The organism is Phreatobacter sp. (assembly GCF_027532945.1).
Lineage (GTDB): Bacteria > Pseudomonadota > Alphaproteobacteria > Rhizobiales > Phreatobacteraceae > Phreatobacter.
On the sequence record NZ_JAPZTZ010000022.1, the window covers coordinates 1 to 26,771 of the forward strand.

The following is a 26,771-nucleotide window of genomic DNA, read 5'->3' on the forward strand; positions in this document are numbered from 1 at the left end:
CGCGGCCAAAACCCTGCGACGAAGATCAAACGAAAGCGAAGCTGCCATCCCTGCTGGCCTCCGCCCAGCAGGAAGCTTGAATCAGATCGTCACCGATTTGGGAATCTCGAACGATTCAGCCAGGACGATTCCGGCTCTAGCCTGGATCTTCCTCGGTGAGAGGCTCGACCGGCTGCGGCTGCTGGCGCTGGTGGTGGGTCTCACGGGCATCGCCGTGCTGGCCGCTCCGGTCTTCACCGGCGGCATCAATCCGCTCGGCATCCTCTTTCCGATGATCGCGGCGGTGAGCTGGGCTGCGGGGTCGGTCTACCAGAAGTCGCACCCGATCGAGGCGGACCGGGTGACCATGACCGGCTACCAGCTGCTGCTCGCGTCCGCCATTTCCGCGGTCGGCTTCGCGGTGAGCGGCGAGATCCTGCCGACGCAGCTGTCGCCGCGGGTGGCCTGGGCCATCGCCTATCACGTGATCGGGGCGACCGCGATGGCCTACTGGCTGTGGTTCACGCTGCTCAACCGGGTGTCGGTCGGGGCGGCATCGCTCACCACCTTCGCCATTCCGGTGGTCGGGGTGATCGGAGCGATGGTGCTGGTCGGCGAACGGCCAAGCCTTGCCGACTATGCCGGCTTCGCCGCGGTCATTGCCGCCGCGGGGATCGCCATGTGGGCCGCCCGGCCGAAGCCGGGCTGACCGCTGTCGGAGAGGCCGGGGCCTCAGGCCATGCCGAGGGCCTGCAGGTAGAGCTCGAGGATTGCCTCCTGCTCCATGCGCTCATCGCGGTCCTGCTTGCGCAGCGAAATGATCTTGCGCAGCACCTTGGTGTCGAAGCCGTTGGCCTTGGCCTCGCCGTAGACGTCCTTGATGTCGTCCGACAGCGCCTTCTTCTCCTCCTCGAGCCGCTCGATGCGCTCGATGATGGACTTCAGCTGATCGGCGGCGACGCTCTGGGTATCGGCCATGCCCTGCTCCGGATCGGGTGGGTGAACGGGAGCCGCACTGGTTCGCGAATTCAGCCCGCCGGGTCAAGCCGCGGAGCGCTTGTCCACAGGCCCGGCCCTGCCTATGGATCGGCGACCCGCTTGGCCAAGGCCCCATGACCGCACCGCCGTCCCCGTCCCCAACCCCCGCATCCGCGCCTGCCGCGGTGCCTGTCTCCCGCGCCGGTGCCTATCTGGCACTGGCCGCGGGCGCTATCGCGCTCGGCATCTCGCCGGTCTTCGTGCGCCTTGCCGATGTCGGCCCCTTCGCCTCGGCCTTCTGGCGGGCGCTGCTGGCGCTGCCCGTGCTGTTCCTGTGGATGCGGATCGAGGATCGCGGCCGAGCGGACCGTCCCGGCCCGACGCTTGCCATCGGCCTCGCCGGCCTGTTCTTCGCCGGCGACCTGTTCTTCTGGCACCTGTCCATCCTCAATACGACCATCGCCAACTCCACCTTCCTCGCCACGACGGCGCCGGTCTGGGTGATCCTGGTGGCCTGGCTGTGGTTCCGCGACCGCATCTCGGGATCGACAGTGGCTGGCCTCGCCCTGTGCCTCGCGGGCGGCGCGGCGCTGCTCGGCGACAGCCTGCAGGTCGATCGCAGCCGTCTCGTCGGCGACGCCTATGGCCTCGCCACCGGCGTGTTCTTCGGCCTTTATTTCCACGCGGTGCGCGCCGGGCGCGCCACCCATGGCGCAGCGCGGCTGACCTTCCAGTCCAGCGCCGTGACGGCGGCAGTGCTCTTCGTCATCGCCATGGCGCTGGAGCCGCGCCTCCTGCCGCAGACGATGCAGGGCTGGCTCGCGGTGCTGGCGCTGGGCATGCTGACCCATGCGGCGGGGCAGGGGCTTCTGTCGGTGGCGCTCGGGACGCTGCCCACCGTCTTCTCCTCCCTCGTCATCTTCATCGAGGCGGTGATCGCCGCCGTTTTCGCCTGGGCAGTGCTGGGCGAGGCGCTGACCCTCACCCAGGTCGCCGGCGGGGCCTCGATCATGCTCGGCATCTGGGTGGCGCGGCCGCGATGAAGCGCCTTGCCGCCCTCCCGTCGGCTTTCTCTCCGCTGGTCGGGAAGGGCGGGAGCGGGCTTCGTTGACAGGCTCTGCGGTATCAAGGAAAAGCCAAAGAGGTGGACCACAAGGCGCCGATGACTCGCACCCCTTTCCGTGGACTTGCGCTTCTTCTCGGGCTTCTCGCGGGCGGCTTCTGGCTCGCCGGAACGACGCCGGCCAGTGCCGACCTGAGGCTCTGCAATTCCACCGGTAGCCGCGTCGGCGCCGCCATCGGCTACAAGGATGGCGAGGGCTGGACCACCGAGGGCTGGTGGAACATCCCGCCGCGCTCCTGCGAGATCATCCTGCGAGGGCCGCTGGTCGCGCGCTTCTACTATCTCTACGCCGTCGACTACGATCAGGGCGGCGAGTGGTCGGGCCGGGCCTTCATGTGCTCGCGCGACAAGGAGTTCACCATCCGCGGCATCGAGCAGTGCCTCGCCCGCGGCTATGACCGCCTCGGCTTCTTCGAGGTCGACACCCAGGACCAGCGGCAGTGGACGGTGCAACTGACCGATGAGGGCCAACGGCCGCAGGCGCAGCCGCCCATGGCCTCGCCGGGACAGCCGCCGACGCCGCAGCGCCGTCCCGACGCTGTGCCCGCCGCCACTCCGGGTCGGCCGACGCCCTTGCCCAACGCCCCCGCAGGGTCGGCCGGCTCCGGTGCTGTTCAGGGCGGCGTGCCGGCCTTCACCGCGCCGCGCTGATGCGACCGCCGAGTGCGTTGCAAGACCTGAGTGCGTTGCAAGACCTGCCGCCTTGCGCTACGCGTCATTCCATACCGGGCTGGCTTGCAGGGAGTTGAACCATGGCCTCCGAACCGCGCGTCGACGGCACCGCTCCGATGGACTACGCCGAACACGAGCGCACCTATGACTTTTTCGTCGGAATGACCAAGTGGGGCACGATCTCCCTGGTCATCCTGATGATCCTCATGGCGATCTTCCTGCTCTGACAGGACGGGTCCTAACGGACCTCGGGCACCCGCCGTCGAGGGGCGGCGGGATGTCTGCGAAGCGACAAAAATCCCCTCGACAGCGCCCGTCCAGGGTGGAGCGGAGGAGCATTCAATGCGGATCGCTATCCCCAGGGAGACGGAGGCGGGTGAACCGCGCGTCGCCGGTACTCCCGATACGGTGAAGCGCCTGAAGGGCCTCGGTGCGGACCTCGTGGTCGAGCCCGGTGCAGGCCTCGCCGCAGGCATCACCGATGCCGATTTCGAGGCCGCTGGTGCCTCGCTCGCGGCGGACGCCGTGGCCGGCGCCGACGTGGTGCTGAAGGTGCGTCGTCCCTCGACCGCCGAGCTCAAGGCCTACAAGGCCGGCGCCGTCGTCCTCGCCACCATGGATCCCTATGGCAATGAGGCGGCTCTCGTCGCCATGGCGAAAGCCGGCGTGTCCGCCTTCGCCATGGAGTTGATGCCGCGCATCACCCGCGCCCAGGTCATGGACGTGCTGTCGAGCCAGGCGAACCTTGCCGGCTACCGCGCCGTCATCGACGCTTCGTCCGAGTTCGGCCGCGCCCTGCCGATGATGATGACCGCCGCCGGCACCGTGCCGGCCGCCAAGATCTTCGTGATGGGCGCCGGCGTCGCCGGCCTCCAGGCCATCGCCACCGCCCGCCGCCTCGGTGCGGTGGTGACCGCCACCGATGTGCGTCCCGCCGCCAAGGAGCAGGTGGAGAGCCTCGGTGCCAAGTTCGTCGCGGTGATGGACGAGGAGTTCAAGCAGGCCGAGACCGCGGCCGGCTACGCCAAGCCGATGTCGGCGGAGTACCAGGCCAAGCAGGCCGCCCTCGTCGCCGAGCACATCGCCAAGCAGGACATCGTCATCACCACGGCGCTGATTCCCGGCCGTGCCGCGCCGCGCCTCGTTACCGCTGCCATGGTGGCCTCGATGAAGCCCGGCTCCGTGCTTGTCGACCTCGCGGTCGAGCGCGGCGGCAATGTCGAGGGCGCCAAGTCCGGCGAGGTCGTGGTGACGGCGAATGGTGTGAAGATTGTCGGCCACGCCAATGTGCCCGGCCGCCTCGCTGCCACTTCCTCCTCGCTTTACGCCAAGAACCTCTTCGCCTTCCTTGAGATCATGATCGACAAGGCGACGAAATCGGTGGTCGTGCCGTGGGAGGACGAGCTCGTGAAGGCGACGCTTCTCACCCGCGACGGCGCCGTCGTGCATCCGAGCTTCGCCGAAGCCGCCGCCGCGCTGCCCGCGGAAGCGCCTGCCGCGAGCGAGGCACCGGCCAAGCCCAAGGCCGCGCCGAAGAAGTCCACCAAGGCCTGATCCGAGGGAACGCATGACGACGCTCACGCCAGACCAGGCCCTCGAACGGGCCCGCAGCGCCGCTGAAGCCGCGCGCATCGCCGCCGAACAGGCTCGCCTCGCCGCCGACCAGGCCACCGCCATGGCGGACCAGGTGGCGACCGTGGCCGGCGCCGCGGTTCATTCCGCGACCGGCGGGGCCATCGACCCCACCGTCTTCCGGCTCACCATTTTCGCGCTCGCCGTCTTCGTCGGCTACTACGTGGTCTGGTCGGTGACCCCCGCCCTCCACACGCCGCTGATGTCGGTGACCAACGCCATCTCCTCGGTCATCGTCGTCGGTGCCCTGCTCGCCGTCGGCGTTCAGGTCATGGACAGCGGCACGCTGCTGGCGCGCATCTTCGGTTTCATCGCCCTGGTCCTGGCGGCGATCAACATCTTCGGCGGCTTCCTGGTCACGCAGCGCATGCTCGCGATGTACAAGGCCAAGGACAAGCCAGCGGCGAACAAGGGCTGAACCGATGTCAGCGAACCTCGCAGCCCTCCTCTACCTCGTCGCAGGCGTCCTGTTCATCCTGAGCTTGCGCGGCCTGTCCAGTCCGTCCACGTCGCGTCAGGGCAACCTGATGGGCATGATCGGCATGACCATCGCCGTGCTCACCACGCTGGCCTATGCCCGCCCCGCGGGGATCGGCGCCTGGATCCTCGTGCTTGCCGGCCTTGGCATCGGCGGCGGCATCGGTGCCGTCATCGCCCGCCGGGTCCCGATGACCTCCATGCCGCAGCTGGTTGCCGCCTTCCACTCGGGCGTCGGCCTCGCGGCGGTCTTTGTCGCGGCGGCGGCGCTCTATGCACCGACGGCCTTTGACATCGGCACCCGCGGCACGATCAAGGCGCTGTCGCTGTTCGAGATGGGCCTTGGCGTTGCCATCGGCGCCATTACCTTCACCGGCTCGGTCATTGCCTTCCTGAAGCTCGACGGGCGGATGAGCGGCAAGCCGATCCTGCTGCCGCAGCGCCACCTCATCAACATCGCGCTGGGCGCGGCCATCGTGCTGCTGCTGATCATCTTCATGCGCACGGAGAGCACGCTCGCCTTCTGGCTGATCGTCATCCTCTCCTTCGTCATCGGCGTGACGCTGATCATCCCGATCGGCGGCGCGGACATGCCGGTCGTCGTGTCGATGCTCAACTCCTATTCGGGCTGGGCTGCGGCAGGCATCGGCTTCACGCTCGGCAACACGGCGCTGATCATCACCGGCGCGCTGGTCGGCTCCTCGGGCGCGATCCTGTCCTACATCATGTGCAAGGCGATGAACCGCTCCTTCATCTCCGTGATCCTTGGCGGCTTCGGCGGCGAGGATGCGGCGGCGGGCGCTTCCGCCGAGGCGCGGCCTTTCAAGGCGGGCTCCGCCGAGGACGCGGCCTACATCATGAAGAACGCCCAGAAGGTCATCATCGTGCCGGGCTATGGCATGGCGGTGGCCCAGGCCCAGCATGCGCTGCGCGAGATGGCCGACCTCCTCAAGAAGGAGGGCGTCGAGGTGAAATACGCCATCCATCCGGTTGCGGGCCGCATGCCCGGGCACATGAACGTGCTGCTGGCGGAAGCCAATGTACCCTATGACGAGGTCTTCGAGCTCGAGGATATCAACTCGGAATTCGCACAGGCCGACGTCGCCTTCGTCATCGGCGCCAATGACGTCACCAACCCTGCGGCGAAGACCGACAAGACCTCGCCGATCTACGGCATGCCGGTCCTCGACGTGGAGAAGGCGGGGAACATCCTCTTCGTGAAGCGCGGCATGGGCGGCGTCGGCTATGCCGGCATCGACAACGAGGTGTTCTACCGCGACAACACCATGATGCTGCTCGCCGACGCCAAGAAGATGGTCGAGAGCATCGTCAAGGCGCTGGCGCACTGAGCCACCTTTCGGGGCCACAGCGTCGCATCGGATAAGCAGGGGCGGGGCCATGGGCTCCGCCTCGTCGTTTTGAGGAGGACGACATGCTGTTCATGGTCATCGAACGCTTCCCGAACTGTGATCCGGTGCCGATCTATCGCCGGGTCCGTGATTCCGGCCGTTCGCTCCCCGAGGGGCTCACCTATGTCGGCAGCTGGATCGAGCCGAATTTCGACCGCTGCTTCCAGCTGATGGAGTGCGACGACGCCCGGCTGCTGCAGGAATGGGTGCTGTCCTGGCGGGGCTCGGGCGTGACCTTCGAGATCGTGCCGGTGGTGTCCAGCGACCAGACGCGGGCCGTCGTTGCGCCGCACCTGGACCGACAGCCATGAGCCTTGTCATCCGTGCCTACGAGCCTGCCGACCGCGCGGCGGTTGTCGATCTCGTCCACCAGCTCAACCTCTTCGAGGACGGCATCTCGGCCGACCGGGCGCGGGACGTGAAGGCAGCGGCCACCTGTCTCGATGCCGACCTCGCAAGGGTCGCGCGGGATGGCGGGGCGGTGGTGGTGGCGGCCGATGGCGACGAGGTCATCGCCATGATGTGCTTCGTGCTGGAGCAGCCGCAGCCCTATCTCAAGGCCGAGATTGCTCGGGTCGCCTGGGTGTCCGAACTCGTGGTGGACGAGCGGCACCGCGGGCAGGGGATCGGCACCGCGCTCCTGGAGGAGGCCGAGCGGCTCGCCCGCGCCCATGGCGTCTCCCGGCTGATGATCGGGGCGATCGTCGGCAACCACGTGGCGCGCAAGGCCTATGAGCGCTTCGGCTTCCGCCCGGCGGTGGTGGAGCTGGCGAAGGATCTGGAGTGAGGTACGCGGTCGCCCGCAGGCAAAACCCTGTTCCGCCTGCTCAGTTGAACAGGCGATAGGTCTGGCCGGCGCGGCCGCCGAGGCGGTTGAAGCCCTCGCGTGCACCGGGATTGTTCTCCTCGATGCTGATCGCCTTGGTGTAGGAGCCGAGCGCCCGCTCATTGTCGCCGGTGCGCTCCAGCGCCTGGCCACGGGCGACCCACAGGTCGGCATTGCGCTGTTCGAACTGCACCGCCTCGTTGAAATCGTCGAGGGCGGACTTGGCATCGTTGAGGGCGAGATAGCTGAGGCCGCGGCCGTAATAGGGCTCGGCATTGTTCGGGGCGAGGCCGAGGGCCGTGGTGAAGTCCTCCACCGCCTGGCGGTGGTTGCCCTGGGCCGCCCAGACGAGAGCCCGGTTGTGATAGGCCTGCGCATCCGAGCCGTTGATCTGGATGGCGCGGTTATAATCCGACAGGGCCTCGCCCTGGCGGTTCTGGGCGCGATAGATGTTGCCGCGGCCGACATAGGCCGCCGCGTAGTTCTGGTCGGCTGTGATGGCACGGTTGTAGTCGGCCAGCGCCTGGTCGAGCCGGCCCATGCGGCGATGCACGAGGGCGCGGTTGGCGAGCGCCTGGGCGTAGTTCGGATCGATCTGGATGGCGCGGGAGAAGTCCGCCAGCGCCTCGGCGTTGCGGCCGGTGCGGGCGAGAACGGTGCCGCGCATGTTGAAGGCCTGGGGATCGTTGGGATTGCGCTGCACCACCTCGCCGAGGGAGGCGAGATTGGTGGTGGAGCCGATATAGCTCGACTCGGCGTCGTCGCCGCCGGTGGTCGAGCCGGGGGAGGTGACGCCGCTGGTGGCGCTGCAGCCGCCGAGGGCAATGGCCGCGGCCAGGAGCAGGAGGCGCGGCGCGGTCAGTCGGTCTGTCCGTGCGGCCATGTCCCTCAGCCCCATCTGCCTGCGCCCTGTCATTCGCCGTCAGCCCCCGTGGCCCGGCTTCTTGGACCCGTCCCCATCCCGAGGGGCGAGGGTCCGGAAACGAATCGGCCCGCGAAGATCGTGCATCGCGGGCCTGACGAAATTGCGGCGGAAGGAGAAGGAGGGCGCCTCAGCGGGCGCCGGCAGCGGCCCGCGGCTTCACCGGCTTGGCCGGGATCAGACCCTCGCGCTGGGCGCGCTTGCGGGCCAGCTTGCGGGCGCGGCGCACGGCCTCCGCCTTCTCGCGGGCCTTCTTCTCGGACGGCTTCTCATAGTGGCCGCGCAGCTTCATCTCGCGGAAGATGCCTTCACGCTGCATCTTCTTCTTCAGCGCCTTGAGGGCCTGGTCAACATTGTTGTCGCGAACGAGAACCTGCACGCCGATGATCCTTCACGTCATCTGTTTCGAGATCGGGCAGGGTTCGCACCACGGTTTGCCGGGTGGCGAGGATGCCCAAAGAGAGAGTGGCGCGTAGCAGAATCAAGCGCCTTTGTCCATGGGGATGTGGCCTTCGCCACGATTTTTCACGCCAAGGTTTGCGTCATGGCGGGTAGGCCGTTATATCGAAGGTGATTTCCCGATCCTTTGATCGATACGAGGCGGTCGCCTCGGCCCCAGCCCTCCGGGCCGGGGCGGGGGAGGGGTCTACCCTTCTCACAGGCCGCCGCCGCGTTGTCGATCCTCTTGTGAAGAGGCCCGCCATGACCCAGCTCCTCATGCCCAAGGCGACCGCCGTCTGGCTGGTCGACAACACCGCGCTGTCCTTCGACCAGATCGCGGCGTTCTGCACGCTGCATCCGCTCGAGGTGAAGGCCATCGCCGACGGCGAGGCGGCGCAGGGCATCAAGGGCGCCGATCCCGTCATCAGCGGCCAGCTCACCCGCGAGGAGATCGCCAAGGCCGAGAAGGATCCGACCTACCGGCTGAAGATCGCGCCGCCCAAGGTGAAGCTGCCGGAGGTGAAGTCGCGCAAGGGTCCGCGCTACACGCCGGTGTCGCGCCGCCAGGATCGCCCGAACGCCATTCTCTGGCTGGTGCGCAATCATCCCGAGCTGAAGGACGCGGCCATCATGCGCCTCGTCGGCACCACCAAGCCGACGATCGCCGCCATCCGCGACCGCACCCACTGGAACTCGCAGACGCTGAGCCCGATGGATCCGGTGACCCTCGGCCTGTGCTCGCAGATCGACCTCGACATGGAGGTCAATCGCGCCGCCAAGGAGCGCGGCCCGGTGGACACCACGCCCGAGCAGACGCTGCTGCCGGCCGACCAGACCACCTCGGCTCCGGCCAAGTACGATCCCTTCGAGCGCGAGCAGGCGCCCAAGCGCGAAGAGCGCTATGACGCCGAGAAGGTCTTCGCCAACCTCAAGTCGCTCCGCCACGACGACGACGAGTGAGCGCGCCGCCGCGCTCTTTTCCCTGACGATGCGACGGTGTAACCCGGTTCGCCCGCCGAAAGGCAGGCGAGCCCGATTCGTTTCGCCTCCCGGAGACCGACCATGGCCGATGCTCCCCGCAGCCCCGTTTCGCTCGACGGGCTCGACCTCGCCGCGCTCGTCGCCAGCCGCGTCTGCCATGACGTGATCTCGCCGGTCGGCGCCATCGTCAACGGCCTGGAGCTGATGGAGGACGGCGCCGACGAGGCGACGACCGAGCTCGCCCTCGATCTGATCCGCAAGAGCGCCAAGACGGCCTCGGCCCGCCTGCAGTTCTGCCGCATCGCCTTCGGCGCGGCGGGCTCGGCCGGCTCCGCCATCGACACGCGCGACGCCCACCAGGTGGCCGCGAACTTCCTCAACGACGACCGCACCACGGTCGACTGGCACATTCCCCCGGCCTTCCTGCCGAAGAACCGGGTCAAGCTGCTGCTGAATCTCATGCTGCTCGCTGCCGGGGCGATCCCGCGCGGCGGCACCATCAAGGTGACGATGACCGGCGAAGGCGACACGGCGGGGTTCGACATTCTCATCACCGGGCTCAATGCCCGTGTTCCCCCGCATGCGGTGGAGCTGCTGGCCGGTATTCCCGGCAACGAGCAGGGAACCATCGACGCTCACGCGATCCAGCCCTATTACGCCGGGCTTCTGGCGCGTGCCGCCGGTATGACGGTGCGGATCGAAAAGATCGAGGATCGGGTCGAAATCAGCGCCGCATGACGTTGCGGCAGGGTTTCTCAAGCCTGCTTAACTTGCTGTAAATCAACCCTTATTTCACCCCGTTTTTCGGCTGTGAAACCGATTTGCGCTTCAACAAGCCTTAACCCTTTTGCCCGACACTCCGGCTCATGTGGCATGCCGTCGAACCGGTATGCCGGTGTGCTGAAAAGGCCGGGCTGGGCGACATGGATGACTTGCTGCGCGAATTCCTGACCGAAACCAACGAGAGCCTGGACGTCGTCGACGTCGAGCTGGTCCGCTTCGAACAGGACCCCAACAACGCCGCGATCCTCGGCAACATCTTCCGCCTCGTCCACACCATCAAGGGCACGTGCGGCTTCCTCGGCCTGCCGCGCCTCGAGGCTCTGGCGCATGCCGCCGAGACCCTGATGGGCAAGTATCGCGACGGCGCGCCGGTCACCGGTGACGGCGTGTCGCTCATCCTCTTCACCATCGACCGCCTGAAGGAGATCCTCGGCGATCTCGAGGCTGCCGGCTCCGAGCCGGAGGGCGACGATGGCGACCTGATCAGCCAGCTCGAGGACATGTCCATGGCCGCTGAGACCGCGCCTGCCGAGGCCGCCGCGCCGAAGGCCGAGCCCAAGACCGAGCCGAAGCAGGCGACCGGCACCGTTGCCGAGCAAACCCTCGAGCGCGCCCTTCGCCCGGGCGAGGTGTCGCTGGACGAGCTGGAGCGCGCCTTCCGCGAGACCGAGGCCGAGACCCCCCCGGCGCTGCCCGAGGTGGCCGCTCCCTCCGTGACCCCCGCCAAGGCCGAGAAGGTTGAGGTGAAGAAGCCCGCCGCGCGTCCCGCCAAGGCCGCTGTCGCCGAGGACGATTCCGGCGAGACCGGCGTGAAAGGCCAGCAGACCCTGCGTGTCAATGTCGACACGCTCGAGCAGCTGATGACCATGGTCTCCGAGCTGGTGCTGACCCGCAACCAGCTCCTCGAGATCGTCCGTCGCCACGAGGATTCCGAGTTCAAGGTGCCGCTGCAGCGGCTCTCCAACGTCACGGCCGAACTCCAGGACGGCGTGATGAAGACCCGCATGCAGCCGATCGGCAATGCCTGGCAGAAGCTGCCGCGCATCGTCCGCGACCTCGGCAACGAACTTGGCAAGCAGATCGAGCTCGAGATGCACGGCGCCGAGACGGAACTCGACCGCCAGGTCCTCGATCTCATCAAGGATCCGCTGACCCACATGGTCCGCAACTCCGCCGACCATGGCCTGGAGCCGCCGGAGCAGCGCCGCCTCGCCGGCAAGCCGGAGAAGGGCACGATCAAGCTGTCCGCCTATCACGAGGGCGGCCACATCGTGATCGCCATCTCCGATGACGGCCGCGGCCTCAACACCGACCGCATCAAGAAGAAGATTCTCGAGCAGGGCCTCGCCAGCGAGTCCGAGATCGAGAAGATGACCGAAGCGCAGATCCACAAGTTTATCTTCGCGCCGGGCTTCTCGACTGCGGCGGCCGTCACGTCGGTCTCCGGCCGCGGCGTCGGCATGGACGTGGTTCGCACCAACATCGACCAGATCGGCGGTACGATCGACCTGAAGTCGGTGCAGGGTGAGGGTGCCACGGTCACCATCAAGATCCCGCTGACGCTCGCCATCGTCTCGGCGCTGATCGTCGAGAGCGCCGGCGACCGCTTCGCCATTCCGCAGCTCTCGGTCATCGAGCTCGTTCGGGCCCAGCAGAACTCCGAGCACCGCATCGAGCGGATCAAGGACACGCCGGTCCTGCGGCTGCGCAACAAGCTGCTGCCGCTCGTTCACCTGCGCCAGCTGCTGGGGATTGCCGGCGGCGAGCCGCTGGATGAGACCAACGGCTTCATCGTGGTCACCCAGGTCGGCAGCCAGACCTTCGGCATCGTCGTTGATCAGGTCTTCCACACCGAGGAAATCGTCGTGAAGCCGATGTCCTCGAAGCTGCGCCACATCACCATGTTCTCCGGCACGACCATCCTCGGCGATGGCTCGGTGATCATGATCATCGACCCGAACGGCATCGCCTCCGCCATCGGCACGGACGTCTCCGCCCAGGCCGCGGAGACCGAGGCCAATGCCAGCCGCGGCAACGAGCGCCAGCTCATCTCGATGCTGGTCTTCCGCGCCGGCTCGCGCGAGCAGAAGGCCGTGCCGCTCTCCCTTGTCACCCGCCTCGAAGAGGTGGCGGTGGACAAGATCGAGCAGGCCCATGGCCGCCATCTCGTCCAGTATCGCGGCGCCCTTATGCCGCTGGTGCCGGTCTCCGGCCATATGCAGCTCAAGAGCGAGGGCAGCCAGCCGCTGCTGGTCTTCTCCGATGCCGGCCGCTCCATGGGCCTCGTGGTCGATGAGATCGTCGACATCGTCGAGGACGCGCTGAACATCGAGGTCTCGGCCGACGTTCCCGGCATGCTCGGCTCGGCCGTCATCAAGGGCCAGGCAACGGAGATCCTCGACATCGGCCACTACCTGCCGCTGGCCTTCGAGGACTGGTTCAAGCGCAAGGAAATGCGCATCGAGGCGCTGACCCGCAAGCTGCTGTTCATCGACGACTCGCCGTTCTTCCGGAACATGCTGACGCCGGTGCTGAAGGCCGCGGGCTACGAGGTGGTCACCGCCTCCGCCGGCTCCGAGGCCCTCGAGATCCTCAAGGCGGGCGACAACAAGTTCGATGTCGTCGTCTCGGACATCGAGATGCCGGAGATGAACGGCTTCGAGTTCGCCGAGGCGCTGCGCGCCGACAAGCGCTTCGCCTCGACCCCGGTGATCGCGCTGTCGTCGCTGACCAACCCGGCCGCCATCGAGCGCGCCCGCGTCGCCGGCTTCCACGATTATGTCGCCAAATTCGACCGTCAGGGCCTCATCGCCGCCCTGAAGGAAACCGCCAACGAATTCGCCCAGGCGGCGTAAGCCGAATTGCGTGAGGATCACTCCATGCAGCAGACCACCAGCGACGACGTGACCGAGTACGTGACGGTCCTCATCGGAGGCCAGCTTTTCGGCCTGCCCATCTCGCGCGTGCAGGACGTGTTCATGCCGGATCGGCTGACGCGCGTGCCGCTCGCCCATCCCGACATTGCCGGCGTGCTGAACCTGCGCGGCCGCATCGTCACCGCCATCGACATGCGGGTGCGCCTCGGCCTCGGCCGCGACAAGGACGCCAAGCCCGCCATGGCGGTCGGCATCGAGTCGCGCGGCGAGAGCTATGGCCTGCTGATCGACTCGGTCGGCGAGGTGCTGAAGCTCTCCAACGACAGCTTCGAGCAGAATCCCATCAACCTCGATCCCCGCTGGTCCCGTGTTTCGGCCGGCGTGCATCGCCTGGACGGCCAGCTGATGGTCATCCTCGACGTCGATTCCGTGCTCGCCATGGGTGGCGAGCAGATGGCCGCATAAGTTCAAGTAACGCGTAGGACTGAAGGCGATGAAAACCTGTCTGGTGGTCGACGACAGCTCGGTGATCCGCAAGGTCGCCCGGCGCATCCTGGAAGGCCTCGGCTTCCAGATCGAAGAGGCCGAGGATGGCCAGAAGGCGCTCGAGTTCTGCTACGAGACCATGCCGACGGCCATCCTCCTCGACTGGAACATGCCGGTCATGGACGGCTACGAGTTCCTCCGCGAGCTGCGCAAGCTGCCCGGCGGCCAGGCTCCGAAGGTGGTCTTCTGCACCACCGAGAATGACGTGGCGCACATCGCCCGCGCCATGCATGCCGGTGCCAACGAGTACATCATGAAGCCCTTCGACAAGGACATCGTCGAAGCGAAGTTCGCCGAAGTCGGCCTGATCTGATCCGCCGCGGCAGGAAGCCGCCCCGTCACGCGTTTGTTCCGAGTATCGGCGTCATGAGTCTCGCGTCCTTCAAGGCGGCTTCGGCAGGTCCGGCCCCCAGTTCCACCGACCCGATCAAGGTCATGGTCGTCGACGACGCTGTCGTCGTGCGCGGTCTGGTCGGGCGCTGGATTTCCGAAGAAACCGACATGAAGCTGGTGGCCTCGCACCGCTCGGGTCGCGAGGCCGTTGCCGATATCGCCAAGGTCAATCCCGACGTCGTCATCCTCGACATCGAGATGCCGGACATGGACGGCATCACCGCGCTGCCGTTGATCATCCAGGCCAAGCGCGACGTCATGGTTCTGATGGCCTCGACGCTGACGCGTCGCAACGCCGAAATCTCGCTGAAGTGCCTCTCGCTCGGCGCTGCCGACTATGTGCCGAAGCCCGAGACCAATGCGGGCGTCACCACCTCGCCGGCCTTCAAGCGCGAGATCCTCGACAAGGTCCGTGCGCTGGGCCGCCGCCGCAAGATCTCCGGCCGCGCCTTCCGCGCCGCCAGCCCCGCCGGCAGCCCGGCAGCAGCCGCCGCGCCGCGGGTCTCCTCGCCCTCCATCGCCCCCCAGTCCGTCGGCTTCAACGACACCGGCTTCAAGCTCCGGCCGATGGGCACGACCATCCCGAAGGTGCTGTTGATCGGTTCCTCCACCGGCGGCCCGCAGGCCCTGACGACGGTGCTGAAGGCCCTCGGCTCCTTCATCGACCGTGTGCCGGTGCTCATCACCCAGCACATGCCGCCGACCTTCACCACGATCCTCGCCGAACATGCCGCCAAGGCCGCGGGCCGCCCGGCGGCCGAGGGCCGCGACGGCGAGCCGATCCAGGCGGGCCGCATCTATGTCGCTCCCGGCGGTAAGCACATGGTGGTGCGCAAGACCGGCGGCACCAACGTCATCCATCTGGAGGACGGCCCGCCGATCAACTTCTGCAAGCCGGCCGTCGATCCTCTCTTCACCTCGGCCACGCAGGCCTGGGGCGCCCAGACCTTCGGCTGCGTGCTGACGGGCATGGGCCATGACGGTGCCCACGGCGCCGGCGACATCGTCGCCGCCGGCGGCTCGGTCATCGCCCAGGACGAAGCCACCAGCGTCGTCTGGGGCATGCCCGGTGCGGTGGCCCAGGCGGGCCATGCCTGCGCGGTGCTGCCTATCGACCAGATCGCCCCGAAGATCATGCGCGTATTCTCCGGAGACCGGTCGTGACGCCTCTCGACTATGATTTCCTCAGGGGCTTCCTGAAGACCCGTTCCGGCCTGGTGCTGTCAAATGACAAGCAGTACCTGATCGAAAGCCGCCTCATGCCGATCGTTCGCAAGAACGGCATGGCGTCGATCACCGAGCTGGTGCAAAAGCTCAAGATGCCCGGCCAGGAGCCGCTCGCCTCCGCCGTCACCGAAGCGATGACGACGAATGAGAGCTTCTTCTTCCGTGACAAGACGCCCTTCGACCACTTCAAGGAGCACATGCTCCCGGCGCTGATGAAGGCGCGCGCCACCAAGCGGCACATCCGCATCTGGTGCGCCGCCGCCTCGACCGGCCAGGAGCCCTATTCGCTCGCCATGATCCTCAAGGAGATGGGGGCGGCGGTCGCCGGCTGGCGCTTCGAGATCATCGGCACGGATCTGTCCGGCGAGGTGCTGGAGCGGGCCAAGGCCGGCGTCTACACCCAGTTCGAGGTGCAGCGCGGCCTGCCGATCCAGATGCTGCTGAAATATTTCCAGCAGAACGGCGATCAGTGGACGATCTCCCAGGAGATCCGCTCCATGGTGCACTATCGCACGCTCAACCTGCTGAACGACTTCTCGGCGCTCGGCCAGTTCGACATCATCTATTGTCGCAACGTGCTGATCTATTTCGACCAGCCGACGAAGATCGACGTGCTGAACCGCAGCGCGAAGCTGCTGGCGCCCGATGGCTACCTGCTGCTCGGCGCCGCGGAAACGGTGGTGGGCCTGACGGAGGCCTTCAAGCCGGTCACCGAGCGGCGCGGCCTCTATGTCCCGGGCGGCAAGCCCGCGGTCGCCGCTCCCGGCGCCGCCGCTGCGTCGAAGCTCTTCGCCTACGCCGGGTCGCGTCCTGGCTGAGCCGGATCACCCCTGAATTGGCATGAGAGGGCGCCCGCGAGGCGCCCTTCTTGTGTGGGGTTGGCGATGCTAGGGACGATGGACGCCGTCCCGACGCCAGCGGTCCCTGCATCCGATGATCACCGATCCCTTCTTCTACGTCGTCGCCGTCCCGGCGGTGATCCTCTATGGCCTCTCGAAGGGCGGCTTCGGCGGTGTGGCGATCCTGTCCATGCCGCTCCTGTCACTCGCCATCTCGCCGATCCATGCGGCGGCCATCATGCTGCCGGTGCTGATGGTCCAGGACGTCGTCACCGTCTGGAGCTATCGCAAGACCTGGGACTGGCCGACGCTGAAGCACCTGGCGCCCGGCGCGCTCGCCGGCATCCTCGCCGGCTATGTCTTCGCGTCCTACGTCTCCGAGCCCGCGGTGCGCCTCATCGTCGGTATCATCGCGGTCGGCTTCTGCCTCGACCGCTGGCTTCGCCCGCCCTCGGCGGGTGGCGAGAAGCGGCCGCAGGACTGGACGTCGGCGAGCGTGCTCGGCGCGCTATCGGGCTATACCAGCTTCGTCATCCATGTCGGCGGGCCGCCCTTCAACATGTACGCCATGCCGAGGGGTCTCTCGCGCGACGTCTTCGTCGGCACGGCGGCGGTGTTCTTTGCGGCGGTGAACCTGGTGAAAGTGACGCCGTTCCTCGCGCTCGGCGCGCTCAACCCCGGCAATCTCGCCACGGCGGCCGTACTCTTCCCGCTCGCCATCATCGCGAATATGGGCGGCATCTGGCTGGTGCGGCGGGTGCCGGCGCACCTCTTCTACCGCATCATCTATGTGCTGACCTTCGTCGTCGGCTGCGTGCTGCTCGTCGGCGGCGTCCGCGCCTTCCTGTGATGCAACTGCCCAACGAAAAAAGGCCGCCCGAGGGCGGCCCTTTCCGTCGATGGTCCGGTGAGGACCGATCGGATCAGTAGCGCGCGACGACGGCCGACGGGCCGGTCGAGAAGAGGTAGTTCACGCCGAGCTTCACGGTGTGGATCTCGTTGCGGACGGGCAGGCCGATCGCAGCGCCGGCCGCACGGGTGCCGAAGTTGTAGTAGTTGTACTCGATCTTCGCGGTCCAGTTCTGGGTCAGGGCGTACTCGACGCCGCCGCCGAGGGTCCAGCCGGTGCGGGTGAAGCGCTCGACAGCAACGCCGTTCTGCGCCAGAGCGGCGTTCTGGATGCCGAGACCGCCGGTCACGTAGAAGAGGGCGCGATCGACGGCGAAGCCGGCGCGGGCGCGGACCGAGCCGAGCATGTTGGTGCGCAGCGAGAAGGCGGGAACGGCGGTCACGCGGCCAGTCACCGCGGCGAAGGCCAGGTCAGCCTCGGCGCCGAGGACGAACTGGTTGATCTGGTAGTTGTAGCCGATCGTGCCACCGAGGAGCGGGCCGTTGCCGGTGCCGGTGCCGGGACCGATGACGTTGAAGTTGTTCCAGCCGTAGCCGGCGAAGGCGCCGACATAGAAGCCGGTCCAGGAGAAGGCCGGGGCCATCACGGCGGCGGCGACCGGGGCGCGCGGGGCGCCGAGATCGGCGGCCTGGGCGCCGGTGGCGAGGGCGGCGACAGCGGCGCTCGCGAGGAGAAATTTCTTCATGTGTAATTCCTTGTCCAATGGCCGGGGGAGGACCCGCCGGATACCTCTCGACCGTTCCAGATGTGGCCGGGGCGACCCCCTCTCTCGCCGCGACCACACCCAAACGGTGAGGTGAGGGATAAGGGGGTGAGGGTTGATTGCAACCTTCAAAGCCGTGAGTCCCGGTGTGATGACGCGTCGCGGAAGCACTGTCCGTGAAGCCTGTGTCGGGACGGCCACAGATTACCTTGGGGAATGCGGTATCATGATGCATCCTCTTGAAATTGTGACGAAAAAGCGGCGACTCGCGCGTCGGCACCAGGCTACCGGACGACCGGCGTTGAACCGCTTCGGGTCGGCGCGTAGGGTCCTTGCCGGAAACGCCCGAGACGAGACGCCGCCCATGAGCGCCTACGATACCGACCTCGACAAGAACCCGGCCAACCACCAGCCGCTGACCCCGCTCACATTCCTCGAACGCTCAGCGCGGGTCTTCCCCGACCACACCGCCGTGGTGCACGGGCGCATCCGCCGCAGCTATCGCGACCTCTATGCCCGGACCCGCCGTCTCGCCTCGGCGCTGGCGAAGGCCGGCATCGGCAAGAACGACACCGTGGCGGTCATCTGCGCCAACACGCCGGCCATGCTGGAGGCCCATTACGGCGTGCCGATGTGCGGAGCGGTGCTCAACACGCTCAACACCCGGCTCGACGCGCCGATCATCGCCTTCTCGCTCGACCACGGCGAGGCCAAGGCCTTCATCGTCGACCGCGAGTTCTCGAAGCTCGCGAAAGAGGCGCTGGCGCTGGCCAAGGTGAAACCGCTCGTCATCGACTATGACGACACGGAATATGACGGGCCCGGCGAGCGCATCGGCACGATCGAATACGAGGACTTCATCGCCGGGGGCGATCCGGACTTCGCCTGGCAGCGCCCCGGTGACGAGTGGGACGCCATCGCGCTCAACTACACCTCGGGCACGACGGGCAACCCGAAGGGCGTCGTCTATCACCACCGCGGCGCCTATCTCCTCGCGCTCGGCAATGTCGTCACCTGCGGCATGGCCAAGCACCCGGTCTATCTGTGGACCCTGCCGATGTTCCACTGCAACGGCTGGTGCTTCCCCTGGTCGATCTCGGCGGTCGCCGGCACCCATGTCTGCCTGCGCTGGGTGCGGGCCAAGGCCATGTATGACGCCATCGTCGACCATGGGGTGACGCATCTGTGCGGTGCGCCCATCGTCATGAGCCTGCTTCTGAATGCGCCGGCCGCCGAGAAGCGCGAGATCGGCCGCAGCGTGTCCTTCTTCACCGCTGCGGCGCCGCCGCCCGAGGCCGTTCTGGCGGCGATGAAGGCGGCCGGCTTCGACGTTACGCACCTCTACGGTCTGACCGAGACCTATGGGCCCTCCGTCATCAACGACTGGAACCGCGACTGGGACAGACTGTCGAGCGCCGACTATGCCGCGAAGAAGGCGCGGCAGGGCGTGCCCTATGTCGTGCTCGAAGGCATGACCGTGATGAACCCGGAGACCATGGAGCCGGTGCCGGCCGACGGCGTCACCCTCGGCGAGGTGATGATGCGCGGCAACGTGGTGATGAAGGGGTACCTCAAGAACCGCAAGGCGACCGACGAGGCCTTTGTCGGCGGCTGGTTCCATTCCGGTGACCTCGGCGTGCTCTATCCCGATGGCTATATCCAGCTGAAGGACCGCTCCAAGGACATCATCATCTCCGGCGGCGAGAACATCTCCTCCATCGAGGTCGAGGACGTGCTGTTCAAGCACCCGGCGGTGCAGGCGGCGGCGGTGGTCGCCAAGCCCGACGAGAAATGGGGCGAGACCCCCTGCGCCTTCGTCGAGCTGAAGCCGGGCATGACGGCGACGGCCGAGGACATCCTCGCCTGGTGCCGGCAGAACCTTGCCGCCTTCAAATGCCCGAAGACGGTGGTGTTCACCGAGCTGCCGAAGACGAGCACCGGCAAGGTGCAGAAGTTCGTGCTTCGGGAGATGGCGAAGTCCGCCTGACTCTCGTTCGCCCCGCTTGCATCACGCCGCCCGCCCGCGCAGGCTCGTCCCATCGGGAGCGCCCGGCACAAGGGCGCCGCGCAACGGGGAACACGCATGGATGCCGACGTCATCGTCGTGGGGGCCGGGCTTGCCGGCCTCGTCGCGACCGCCGAACTTGCCGATGCCGGCAAGCGGGTGATCCTGCTCGACCAGGAGGGCGAGCAGAACATGGGCGGGCAGGCCTTCTGGTCCTTCGGCGGCCTGTTCTTCGTCGACAGCCCCGAGCAGCGGCGCATGGGCATCCGCGATTCCATCGATCTCGCCATGCAGGACTGGTTCGGGTCCGCCGGCTTCGACCGGGCCGAGGACGACTGGGCGCGGCGCTGGGCGGAGGCCTATGTCCATTTCGCTCATGGCGAGAAGCGCGCCTGGCTGCATGGGCAGGGTGTGCGGTGGTTCCCGCTGGTCGGCTGGGCCGAGCGGGGCGGAGGTCTTGCCACCGGCCACGGCAATTCCGTGCCGCGTTTCCACGTTACCTGGGGCACCGGGCCGGGCGTCATCGCGCCCTTCGAGAAGCGGGTCAGGGAGGCGGCCGCGCGCGGCCTCGTCGATCTGCGCTTCCGCCACCGCGTCAGCGGCCTGACGCGATCCGGCGGCGTCATCGACGGCGTCGAGGGCGAGGTTCTGGAGGCGACCACCGTTGCCCGTGGTGCCGAGAGCTCCCGCAACCCTGTGGGCGCCTTTTCGCTGAAGGCGCAGGCGGTCCTCGTCACCTCCGGCGGCATCGGCGGCAATTTCGACCTCGTCCGCAAGAACTGGCCGGCGCGGCTTGGCACGCTGCCGGATTTCCTCGTCTCCGGCGTGCCCGCCCATGTCGACGGGCGGATGCAGATGATCACCGAGGCCGCTGGCGGGCGCATCGTGAACCGCGACCGCATGTGGCACTATGTCGAGGGCATCCGGAACTACGATCCGATCTGGCCGCATCACGGCATCCGCATCCTGCCCGGGCCCTCGTCGGTCTGGCTCGATGCGACGGGCAAGCGCCTCCCCGCCCCGAACTTCCCCGGTTTCGACACGCTCTCCAGCCTCGAGCACATCGTGAAGTCCGGCCATGGCTATTCGTGGTTCGTGCTCTCCCGCGCCATCATCAAGAAGGAGTTCGCGCTGTCGGGCTCCGAGCAGAACCCGGACCTCACCAACAAGTCGATCGCCGGTGTCCTGTCGCGGCTCGGCAAGGGTCTTCCGCCGCCGGTCCAGGCCTTCATGGACAAGGGTGCGGACTTCATCGTCGATGGCGATATCCGTTCGCTGGGGCGGCGGATGAACGCGCTGGTCGGCACCGATCTCATCGATCCTGAAGCGCTGGCGGCGGAGATCACGGCGCGCGACCGCGAGATCGACAATCCCTTCTCCAAGGACATGCAGGTCATCGCCATCCGCGGCATGCGCGGCTATCGCGGCGACAGGCTGATGCGCACCGCGCCGCCGCACAAGATCCTCGACCCAAAGAACGGGCCGCTCATCGCGGTGAAGCTGAACATCCTGACCCGCAAGACGCTGGGCGGCCTGCAAACGGACCTCGACGGCCGCGTGCTGACCGAGGGCGGCGAGCCGCTCGGCAATGTCTATGCAGCGGGCGAGGTGGCCGGCTTCGGCGGCGGGGGCCTGCACGGCTACCGGGCGCTCGAGGGCACCTTCCTCGGCGGCTGCCTGTTCTCCGGCCGCTCGGCGGGGCGGGCCTTGGCCAGGGCGGTGGGGTAGGGATCAGCGCGGTCCGGCGGCACGGCGCGCCTTGGCGTAGGCCTTCAGCACATTCTGCATGCGCGTGATGTGCCCCTTGCCGCCCGCCTCGTCGCGGAAGAAGTCAAAGACGTCCTGGTCGATCTTCAGGTGAACCGACCGCAGCCTTGCGGGCTGTTCGACCACCGCGCCTGCCCAGAAGTCCGGACCGAGGTCGTCGCCCGCCGGGGCGCTCGGGTCCTTGGTCAGCGCGCCCGCATCATTCATCCGGCGCAGATCCGCGAGCGATGCGCGCTTCATAGATGTCCCGGTCATGCCGGCCTCCCTTCCAGGCGGTGATCAACCGCGTCCGACCCTCACGCGGCGTGTGCACCACCACGAAACACTCGCCATCTACCAGGCCGATTGAGATCTGCCGGCCCTCGCCATAGTCGCGCCGGTGATCGACGCGGGTCAGCACCGGGCCTTCGAAGATGAGGGCCGCATGCAGAATGTCGACGCGGCGTTCAGCGAGCACGCGTTGCCGCTTGTCCTCGTCCCACTCGAACTCCATGCGGTCCTGATGTCGGCCGGTCAGCTGGAGGGAATAAGTGTACATGGAAAGTGTATCTTATCCCATTGGTATCGTCGATCGCCGGTTTCCGCTAGACCACCCGATGTCACAGCCCCCGCGAGTCCCATGTTCGGCATCCACGATCTCTGGCTCTTTGTCCTCGCAGGCCTCTTGCTCAACATCACCCCAGGACCGGACATGGCGCTGGTCATGGCGAGGTCGATGCGCGATGGCGTGAAGGCGGGCGCGGTGGCGGCGCTGGGCATCGGGGCAGGGGCCTTCGTCCACATTGCCGCGGCGGCGGTCGGCCTGTCGCTGATCATCGCCCAGTCGGCGCTGGCCTTTGCCGTGGTGAAATGGCTCGGCGTCGCCTATCTCGTCGTCACCGGGCTAAGGCTCCTCCTCAGCCGGCCTGAGCCGGTGGATGCCGCCTCCGTCGCGGAACCGGCATCGCTCGGCGCGGTCTTCGCGCAAGGGTTCCTCACCAATGCGCTGAACCCCAAGGTGGCGCTGTTCTTCCTTGCCTTCCTGCCGCAGTTCATCGACCCGGCCGTGGCCGACAAGGGGCTCGCCTTCGTCGTCCTCGGCCTCGTCTTCAACGTCAACGGCACGCTCATCAACCTCGCCGTCGCGCTGGCGGCGGCGCGCCTTGCCGCATTGCCCTCCTTCGCTGTGGTGCGGGGCCGGCTCGACAAGGTGATCGGGGCGCTGTTCGTCGGCCTCGCCGCCCGGCTCGCCTTCACCCAGCCCTAAAACGCAAAAGGCCCTCCGCAGGGGAGGGCCTTTCGAGGGGTGTGACGGGACGCAGCGTCAGGCGGCGCGGATCGTCGACAGGAACTTCGTCATCTCGGTGCTGAGGGCGCCGGCCTGGGCGGCCAGCGTGTCGGCCGAGGCGAGGACCTGGCTTGCCGCCGCGCCCGTCTCCGACACAGCGTGCGACACGCCGACGATGTTGGTCGAGACCTCGCCGGTGCCGAGGGAGGCCTGCTGGACGTTGCGGGCGATCTCCTGCGTTGCGGCGTTCTGCTCCTCCACCGCGCTGGCGATGCTGGCGGCCACCGCGCTGATGTCCCGAATGGCGGCGGCGATGCCATTCATGCTCTCGGCGGACTGGCCGGTGGCCTGCTGGATGCCGCCGATCTGCGCGGCAATCTCGGTCGTGGCCTTGGCGGTCTGGTCGGCGAGGCTCTTCACCTCGGCCGCGACCACTGCGAAGCCCTTGCCGGCCTCGCCGGCGCGGGCCGCCTCGATGGTGGCATTGAGCGCCAGGAGGTTGGTCTGCGAGGCGATCGAATTGATGAGCTCGACGATCTCGCCGATCTTCTGCGCCTTGGTGGCGAGCTCCTCGATCGTCGCGGCGGAAGCGTCGGCCTTGGCCACCGCCTGGTTCGCCATCATCGCCGACTGCTCGACGCGGCTGCCGATCTCGCGCACCGAGGCGGAGAGCTCCTCGGTGGCGGAGGCCACCGTCTGGACATTGGTCGAGGCCTCCTCGGAGGCTGCGGCCACCGCACCAGCCTGGCCGGAGGCCTCTTCGGCGGCGCTTGAGAGCGTCTGGGCGGCGCCCTTCAGCTGCGAGGCGGCCGACGAGACGTGGGTGACGATGCCGCCGACCGCGCGGTCGAAGTCATCGGCCATGCGGCTCATCAGCGCCTTCTGCTCCTGCTCGCTGCGGGTCTTGACGGCCTCCTGCTCGGTGCGCAGCTGCTGGGCCTCGATGCCGTTGGCCTTGAAGGTCTCGGCGGCGCGGGCGATGTCACCCACCTCGTCCTTGCGGGCGGTGCCGGGGACGGCGACGTCGAAGCGGGCGTTGGCGAGGTCCATCAGGCAGGCGGTGAGGTGACGGATCGGCGTGGCGATGCCGAAGCGGCCGATCAGCACGCCGAGCCCGCCGCCGATGACGAGCGCGGCGACGACGAAGCCGATGAGCAGGGTCTGCTGCGAGGCGGCCTCGGCATAGGCGGTGTTGAAGCCATCCGTGGAGCGCTGCTGCTGCACCTGCGTCAGGTCGCGGAAAGCCATGCGCGCGGCCATGTAGAAGCTGCGGGAGGCGAGGCTGCTCTTCGCCAGCTGGTCCTGCTGCTCGATGGTCGCGGTGTCCTGGACCTGGGCGGCGATGCGCATCGTCTCCTGGGCCAGCGGCAGGTAGGCGCGATAGGCGGCCTCTGCCTTCTGCACGGCGGCGACGACGAGGGGGTTCTGTGCCTGGCGCAGCGACTGCAGCCGGCTCTCGACCGCCTGCATGTCCTCGCGCATCTGCTGGAGGGTGGTGTCGATGGTCGCCTTGGTGGAGTCTGTCGCCATCAGGAACTCGGCCCGCGAGAGGGCGGCGAGGCCGCGATTGGCGACCACCGCATCGAAGGCACGGCCGCTGATGGTTGCGGCCAGTTGGACTTCGCTCTGGAGCTTCTGGAGGGCGACGTAACCGGTGGCCCCAACTCCCAGGGTGATGGCGCTCATGATGATCACGAGGCCGATGATCTTTGCCGAAATGCTGATCCTGCCCAGCAGAGACATGACATGCTCCAATGCAAATGCGTGAGCCAATTTGTCGCGGTATTCGGTTAATGACCGCTGAATTTGTTGCGTCGCAGCACCCAAAAATGCAGCTCTGAGGCGAAGAAACGCCTTACCGTAACTTCAGGTTGGCAGCTTGACGCGGCGTCCTTGGCATTTCCGCGCTGCAACTAAAGTTCGCTTCCCGACAGGCCGATCGGGCGAGGCCAAGCCTGTTGCGCTGGCGCGCGACACGGAGACAATGCCGCCCATCGAAACCGGTGCGCCATGAAGCGCATGGGATGAGGGCGTTCGCGCGCCCCGGGGGGTCGTCATGGGTGGTCAGTCCTCGCGCTACGGCGACGTCTATGCCGCATGGAAGGCGGATCCGGAGGGCTTCTGGGCCGAACAGGCCAAGGCCATCGACTGGGTGACGCCGCCGACCATCACCTTCGATCCGGCAGCAGGCGTTTATGGCCGCTGGTTCACCGACGGCGTCTGCAACACCTGCCACAACGCGGTGGACCGCCACGCGGCGACCCGCCCTGACCAGGCGGCGATCATCTATGACTCGCCAGTCACCGGCACGGTCCAGCGCATCACCTTTGCCGAGCTGAAGGAGGAGGTCGCGACCTTCGCGGCTGTCCTCCAGGACCTCGGCGTCGCCAAGGGTGACCGCGTCATCGTTTACATGCCGATGGTGCCGGAAGCGGCCATCGCCATGCTGGCCTGCGCCCGGATCGGGGCGATCCATTCGGTGGTGTTCGGCGGTTTCGCGGCCAAGGAACTCGCCACGCGCATCGACGACTGCCATCCCAAGGTCATCGTCTCGGCTTCCTGCGGCATCGAGGGGGCCAAGGTCATCCCCTACAAGCCGCTCCTCGACGGTGCCATCGACCTGTCCATGGCGAAGCCCGAGGCCTGCGTCATTCTCCAGCGCACGCAGGTCGAGGCCTCGCTCGTGCCGGGGCGCGACCATGACTGGGCCGGCCTCGTCGCCCGCGCCCGCGCTGCCGGCCGGCAGGCGGAGTGCGTGCCGCTCGCCGCCACCGATCCGCTCTACGTGCTCTACACCTCCGGCACGACCGGCAAGCCCAAGGGCGTGGTGCGTGACAATGGCGGGCACATGGTCGCCCTCGCCTGGTCGATGACCAATCTCTATGGCGTGAAGCCGGGCGAGGTCTTCTGGGCGGCCTCCGATGTCGGCTGGGTCGTCGGCCATTCCTACATCGTCTATGCGCCGCTCATCGCGGGCATCACCTCCATCCTCTACGAGGGCAAGCCGGTGGGCACGCCCGATCCGGGCGCCTATTGGCGGGTCATCGCCCAGCACGGCGTCGCCGCTCTCTTCACCGCGCCCACCGCCTTCCGCGCCATCAAGAAGGAGGACCCGGAGGCGACGCATCTGAAGCGCTACGAGCTGCCGAGCTTCCGCACCCTGTTCCTCGCCGGCGAGCGCGCCGATCCCGACACGGTGCTCTGGGCGGAGAGGATTCTCGGCGTGCCGGTCATCGACCATTGGTGGCAGACCGAGACCGGCTGGTGCATCGTCGGCAATCCCGTGGGCCTCGGCCAGCTGCCGGTGAAGCCCGGTTCGCCCACCGTGCCCATGCCCGGCTACGACGTGCGCATCGTCGACGAGGCCGGCCACGAGGTGGCGCCGAAGGCCATGGGTTCGATCGTGGTGAAACTGCCGCTGCCGCCGGGCTCGCTGCCGACCCTTTGGCAGCAGGACGACCGGTTCCACGAGAGCTATCTCTCACAGTTCCCGGGCTATTACTCGACCTCGGATGCCGGCTTCGTCGACGAGGACGGCTACCTCTACATCATGGGTCGCACCGACGACATCATCAACGTCGCGGGCCACCGGCTCTCGACCGGCGGCATGGAGGAGGTTCTCGCCTCTCATCCGGACGTCGCCGAATGCGCTGTCATCGGCATGGCCGACAGCCTCAAGGGCGAGGTGCCCTGCGGCTTCGTCGTGCTGAAGGCCGGTGTGAACAAGCGGCCGGAGGAGGTGGAGAAGGAGCTGGTGGCGCTGGTGCGCGACAAGATCGGCCCGGTCGCCGCCTTCAAGCTCGCCATCACCGTGTCACGCCTGCCCAAGACGCGCTCGGGGAAAATCCTGCGCGGCACGATGAAGAAGATCGCCGACGGCACCGATTGGTCGATGCCCGCGACCATCGACGATCCCGCCATTCTCGCGGAGATCGAGGAGGTCCTGAAGGACCGCCGCTGACCCCTGCGCCGGGCACGTGACAAACCGCGTGCGCTGCGGCAGGCTGCGCCAGCC

27 protein-coding genes and 1 pseudogene are annotated in these 26,771 nt (G+C 67.5%); 21 read left to right on the top strand and 7 right to left on the bottom strand.

Going from position 1 to position 26,771, the window contains the following annotated elements:
• Window positions 1–688, top strand: a 688-nt coding sequence (locus O9344_RS15985) for a DMT family transporter (RefSeq protein ID WP_298479474.1), incomplete at its 5' end; no start/stop codon positions are given.
• Window positions 689–711: 23 nt separating this feature from the next.
• On the opposite strand, the gene O9344_RS15990 is transcribed toward O9344_RS15985, so the two are convergent.
• Entirely contained in the window at window positions 712–957 is a 246-nt protein-coding gene (locus tag O9344_RS15990; RefSeq protein WP_298479477.1) for a DUF2312 domain-containing protein, read from the bottom strand.
• 185 nt (window positions 958–1,142) lie between these two features.
• Between O9344_RS15990 and O9344_RS15995 the strand changes: the two genes are divergently transcribed.
• From O9344_RS15995 to O9344_RS16030, 8 genes and pseudogenes are all read left to right on the top strand, one after another.
• Complete coding sequence (locus O9344_RS15995; RefSeq protein ID WP_298479480.1) at window positions 1,143–2,000, top strand: DMT family transporter; 858 nt, start codon at window positions 1,143–1,145, stop codon at window positions 1,998–2,000.
• Window positions 2,001–2,119: 119 nt separating this feature from the next.
• A complete protein-coding gene (locus O9344_RS16000) occupies window positions 2,120–2,731 on the top strand; it encodes a DUF1036 domain-containing protein (protein ID WP_298479483.1) in 612 nt (203 codons plus the stop codon).
• A gap of 101 nt (window positions 2,732–2,832) precedes the next feature.
• Window positions 2,833–2,964, top strand: a pseudogene (locus tag O9344_RS16005) (aa3-type cytochrome c oxidase subunit IV); the annotation flags it as partial.
• Window positions 2,965–3,094: 130 nt separating this feature from the next.
• Window positions 3,095–4,306 carry a Re/Si-specific NAD(P)(+) transhydrogenase subunit alpha gene (locus O9344_RS16010; protein WP_298479486.1) on the top strand — a complete coding sequence of 404 codons (1,212 nt, stop codon included), beginning with the start codon at window positions 3,095–3,097 and terminating at the stop codon, window positions 4,304–4,306.
• 13 nt (window positions 4,307–4,319) lie between these two features.
• Window positions 4,320–4,802 (top strand): proton-translocating transhydrogenase family protein, encoded by a 483-nt coding sequence (locus O9344_RS16015; protein WP_298479489.1) that lies wholly within the window; start codon window positions 4,320–4,322, stop codon window positions 4,800–4,802.
• A 4-nt stretch (window positions 4,803–4,806) separates the two neighbouring features.
• Entirely contained in the window at window positions 4,807–6,210 is a 1,404-nt protein-coding gene (locus O9344_RS16020; RefSeq protein ID WP_298479492.1) for an NAD(P)(+) transhydrogenase (Re/Si-specific) subunit beta, read from the top strand.
• Window positions 6,211–6,293: 83 nt separating this feature from the next.
• Window positions 6,294–6,581, top strand: coding sequence for a DUF3303 family protein (locus O9344_RS16025; RefSeq protein WP_298479496.1), 288 nt, complete (start codon window positions 6,294–6,296; stop codon window positions 6,579–6,581).
• Window positions 6,578–7,057: a GNAT family N-acetyltransferase gene (locus O9344_RS16030; protein ID WP_298479499.1), complete on the top strand. Its 480-nt coding sequence runs from the start codon at window positions 6,578–6,580 to the stop codon at window positions 7,055–7,057. Before O9344_RS16025 ends, O9344_RS16030 begins: the two co-directional genes overlap by 4 nt.
• A gap of 40 nt (window positions 7,058–7,097) precedes the next feature.
• Here the strand turns inward: O9344_RS16030 and O9344_RS16035 are convergent, their stop codons facing one another.
• Complete coding sequence (locus O9344_RS16035; RefSeq protein ID WP_298479502.1) at window positions 7,098–7,979, bottom strand: tetratricopeptide repeat protein; 882 nt, start codon at window positions 7,977–7,979, stop codon at window positions 7,098–7,100.
• A gap of 169 nt (window positions 7,980–8,148) precedes the next feature.
• Complete coding sequence (gene rpsU, locus O9344_RS16040; RefSeq protein WP_108178314.1) at window positions 8,149–8,397, bottom strand: 30S ribosomal protein S21; 249 nt, start codon at window positions 8,395–8,397, stop codon at window positions 8,149–8,151.
• Window positions 8,398–8,720: 323 nt separating this feature from the next.
• Here rpsU and O9344_RS16045 point away from each other — a divergent pair, with 323 nt between their 5' ends.
• The 8 genes from O9344_RS16045 (at window position 8,721) to O9344_RS16080 (ending at window position 16,954) form a co-directional block, all read left to right on the top strand.
• The gene (locus tag O9344_RS16045; RefSeq protein WP_298479506.1) at window positions 8,721–9,419 is read left to right on the top strand and encodes a cell cycle transcriptional regulator TrcR; all 699 of its coding nucleotides are present in this window, start codon (window positions 8,721–8,723) and stop codon (window positions 9,417–9,419) included.
• A 102-nt stretch (window positions 9,420–9,521) separates the two neighbouring features.
• Window positions 9,522–10,178, top strand: coding sequence for a histidine phosphotransferase ChpT (chpT, locus tag O9344_RS16050; RefSeq protein WP_298479509.1), 657 nt, complete (start codon window positions 9,522–9,524; stop codon window positions 10,176–10,178).
• Window positions 10,179–10,363: 185 nt separating this feature from the next.
• Complete coding sequence (locus O9344_RS16055) at window positions 10,364–13,078, top strand: chemotaxis protein CheW (protein WP_298479514.1); 2,715 nt, start codon at window positions 10,364–10,366, stop codon at window positions 13,076–13,078.
• A gap of 24 nt (window positions 13,079–13,102) precedes the next feature.
• The gene (locus tag O9344_RS16060) at window positions 13,103–13,564 is read left to right on the top strand and encodes a chemotaxis protein CheW (RefSeq protein WP_298479515.1); all 462 of its coding nucleotides are present in this window, start codon (window positions 13,103–13,105) and stop codon (window positions 13,562–13,564) included.
• A gap of 28 nt (window positions 13,565–13,592) precedes the next feature.
• The gene (locus O9344_RS16065; protein WP_108178309.1) at window positions 13,593–13,958 is read left to right on the top strand and encodes a response regulator; all 366 of its coding nucleotides are present in this window, start codon (window positions 13,593–13,595) and stop codon (window positions 13,956–13,958) included.
• 53 nt (window positions 13,959–14,011) lie between these two features.
• Window positions 14,012–15,202 (top strand): chemotaxis response regulator protein-glutamate methylesterase, encoded by a 1,191-nt coding sequence (locus tag O9344_RS16070; RefSeq protein WP_298479521.1) that lies wholly within the window; start codon window positions 14,012–14,014, stop codon window positions 15,200–15,202.
• A complete protein-coding gene (locus O9344_RS16075) occupies window positions 15,199–16,083 on the top strand; it encodes a protein-glutamate O-methyltransferase CheR (protein WP_298479524.1) in 885 nt (294 codons plus the stop codon). The genes O9344_RS16070 and O9344_RS16075 overlap by 4 nt, the downstream gene beginning before the upstream one ends.
• A 115-nt stretch (window positions 16,084–16,198) precedes the next feature.
• The gene (locus O9344_RS16080; protein WP_298479527.1) at window positions 16,199–16,954 is read left to right on the top strand and encodes a sulfite exporter TauE/SafE family protein; all 756 of its coding nucleotides are present in this window, start codon (window positions 16,199–16,201) and stop codon (window positions 16,952–16,954) included.
• Between the two features lie 73 nt (window positions 16,955–17,027).
• Here the strand turns inward: O9344_RS16080 and O9344_RS16085 are convergent, their stop codons facing one another.
• Entirely contained in the window at window positions 17,028–17,699 is a 672-nt protein-coding gene (locus tag O9344_RS16085) for an outer membrane protein (protein ID WP_298479530.1), read from the bottom strand.
• Between the two features lie 382 nt (window positions 17,700–18,081).
• On the opposite strand from O9344_RS16085, the gene O9344_RS16090 reads away from it, so the two are divergent.
• Both O9344_RS16090 and O9344_RS16095 read left to right on the top strand, forming a co-directional pair.
• Complete coding sequence (locus tag O9344_RS16090) at window positions 18,082–19,704, top strand: acyl-CoA synthetase (RefSeq protein ID WP_298479533.1); 1,623 nt, start codon at window positions 18,082–18,084, stop codon at window positions 19,702–19,704.
• 96 nt (window positions 19,705–19,800) lie between these two features.
• Window positions 19,801–21,450: an FAD-binding dehydrogenase gene (locus tag O9344_RS16095; RefSeq protein WP_298479537.1), complete on the top strand. Its 1,650-nt coding sequence runs from the start codon at window positions 19,801–19,803 to the stop codon at window positions 21,448–21,450.
• Window positions 21,451–21,453: 3 nt separating this feature from the next.
• Here the strand turns inward: O9344_RS16095 and O9344_RS16100 are convergent, their stop codons facing one another.
• Together O9344_RS16100 and O9344_RS16105 are read right to left on the bottom strand one after the other, a co-directional pair.
• Window positions 21,454–21,696 carry a BrnA antitoxin family protein gene (locus O9344_RS16100; RefSeq protein WP_298479539.1) on the bottom strand — a complete coding sequence of 81 codons (243 nt, stop codon included), beginning with the start codon at window positions 21,694–21,696 and terminating at the stop codon, window positions 21,454–21,456.
• The gene (locus O9344_RS16105) at window positions 21,689–22,027 is read right to left on the bottom strand and encodes a BrnT family toxin (protein WP_298479542.1); all 339 of its coding nucleotides are present in this window, start codon (window positions 22,025–22,027) and stop codon (window positions 21,689–21,691) included. The genes O9344_RS16100 and O9344_RS16105 overlap by 8 nt, the downstream gene beginning before the upstream one ends.
• Before the next feature lie 81 nt (window positions 22,028–22,108).
• Here O9344_RS16105 and O9344_RS16110 point away from each other — a divergent pair, with 81 nt between their 5' ends.
• A complete protein-coding gene (locus O9344_RS16110; protein ID WP_298479545.1) occupies window positions 22,109–22,735 on the top strand; it encodes a LysE family translocator in 627 nt (208 codons plus the stop codon).
• Window positions 22,736–22,792: 57 nt separating this feature from the next.
• Here O9344_RS16110 and O9344_RS16115 read toward each other — a convergent pair whose 3' ends face one another.
• Window positions 22,793–24,499, bottom strand: coding sequence for a methyl-accepting chemotaxis protein (locus O9344_RS16115; protein ID WP_298479547.1), 1,707 nt, complete (start codon window positions 24,497–24,499; stop codon window positions 22,793–22,795).
• Between the two features lie 313 nt (window positions 24,500–24,812).
• On the opposite strand from O9344_RS16115, the gene O9344_RS16120 reads away from it, so the two are divergent.
• The gene (locus O9344_RS16120; RefSeq protein WP_298479549.1) at window positions 24,813–26,717 is read left to right on the top strand and encodes a propionyl-CoA synthetase; all 1,905 of its coding nucleotides are present in this window, start codon (window positions 24,813–24,815) and stop codon (window positions 26,715–26,717) included.
• Window positions 26,718–26,771 lie beyond the last annotated feature (54 nt).

What these genes read in the sequence shown, in the direction of transcription:
- O9344_RS15990 (WP_298479477.1), bottom strand. Translation starts at nt 957, where the DNA reads ATGGCCGATACCCAGAGCGTCGCCGCCGATCAGCTGAAGTCCATCATC.
- O9344_RS16000 (WP_298479483.1), top strand. Translation starts at nt 2,120, where the DNA reads ATGACTCGCACCCCTTTCCGTGGACTTGCGCTTCTTCTCGGGCTTCTC.
- O9344_RS16010 (WP_298479486.1), top strand. Translation starts at nt 3,095, where the DNA reads ATGCGGATCGCTATCCCCAGGGAGACGGAGGCGGGTGAACCGCGCGTC.
- O9344_RS16015 (WP_298479489.1), top strand. Translation starts at nt 4,320, where the DNA reads ATGACGACGCTCACGCCAGACCAGGCCCTCGAACGGGCCCGCAGCGCC.
- O9344_RS16020 (WP_298479492.1), top strand. Translation starts at nt 4,807, where the DNA reads ATGTCAGCGAACCTCGCAGCCCTCCTCTACCTCGTCGCAGGCGTCCTG.
- O9344_RS16025 (WP_298479496.1), top strand. Translation starts at nt 6,294, where the DNA reads ATGCTGTTCATGGTCATCGAACGCTTCCCGAACTGTGATCCGGTGCCG.
- O9344_RS16030 (WP_298479499.1), top strand. Translation starts at nt 6,578, where the DNA reads ATGAGCCTTGTCATCCGTGCCTACGAGCCTGCCGACCGCGCGGCGGTT.
- O9344_RS16035 (WP_298479502.1), bottom strand. Translation starts at nt 7,979, where the DNA reads ATGGCCGCACGGACAGACCGACTGACCGCGCCGCGCCTCCTGCTCCTG.
- O9344_RS16045 (WP_298479506.1), top strand. Translation starts at nt 8,721, where the DNA reads ATGACCCAGCTCCTCATGCCCAAGGCGACCGCCGTCTGGCTGGTCGAC.
- chpT (WP_298479509.1), top strand. Translation starts at nt 9,522, where the DNA reads ATGGCCGATGCTCCCCGCAGCCCCGTTTCGCTCGACGGGCTCGACCTC.
- O9344_RS16055 (WP_298479514.1), top strand. Translation starts at nt 10,364, where the DNA reads ATGGATGACTTGCTGCGCGAATTCCTGACCGAAACCAACGAGAGCCTG.
- O9344_RS16060 (WP_298479515.1), top strand. Translation starts at nt 13,103, where the DNA reads ATGCAGCAGACCACCAGCGACGACGTGACCGAGTACGTGACGGTCCTC.
- O9344_RS16065 (WP_108178309.1), top strand. Translation starts at nt 13,593, where the DNA reads ATGAAAACCTGTCTGGTGGTCGACGACAGCTCGGTGATCCGCAAGGTC.
- O9344_RS16070 (WP_298479521.1), top strand. Translation starts at nt 14,012, where the DNA reads ATGAGTCTCGCGTCCTTCAAGGCGGCTTCGGCAGGTCCGGCCCCCAGT.
- O9344_RS16080 (WP_298479527.1), top strand. Translation starts at nt 16,199, where the DNA reads ATGATCACCGATCCCTTCTTCTACGTCGTCGCCGTCCCGGCGGTGATC.
- O9344_RS16085 (WP_298479530.1), bottom strand. Translation starts at nt 17,699, where the DNA reads ATGAAGAAATTTCTCCTCGCGAGCGCCGCTGTCGCCGCCCTCGCCACC.
- O9344_RS16090 (WP_298479533.1), top strand. Translation starts at nt 18,082, where the DNA reads ATGAGCGCCTACGATACCGACCTCGACAAGAACCCGGCCAACCACCAG.
- O9344_RS16095 (WP_298479537.1), top strand. Translation starts at nt 19,801, where the DNA reads ATGGATGCCGACGTCATCGTCGTGGGGGCCGGGCTTGCCGGCCTCGTC.
- O9344_RS16100 (WP_298479539.1), bottom strand. Translation starts at nt 21,696, where the DNA reads ATGAATGATGCGGGCGCGCTGACCAAGGACCCGAGCGCCCCGGCGGGC.
- O9344_RS16105 (WP_298479542.1), bottom strand. Translation starts at nt 22,027, where the DNA reads ATGTACACTTATTCCCTCCAGCTGACCGGCCGACATCAGGACCGCATG.
- O9344_RS16110 (WP_298479545.1), top strand. Translation starts at nt 22,109, where the DNA reads ATGTTCGGCATCCACGATCTCTGGCTCTTTGTCCTCGCAGGCCTCTTG.
- O9344_RS16115 (WP_298479547.1), bottom strand. Translation starts at nt 24,499, where the DNA reads ATGTCTCTGCTGGGCAGGATCAGCATTTCGGCAAAGATCATCGGCCTC.
- O9344_RS16120 (WP_298479549.1), top strand. Translation starts at nt 24,813, where the DNA reads ATGGGTGGTCAGTCCTCGCGCTACGGCGACGTCTATGCCGCATGGAAG.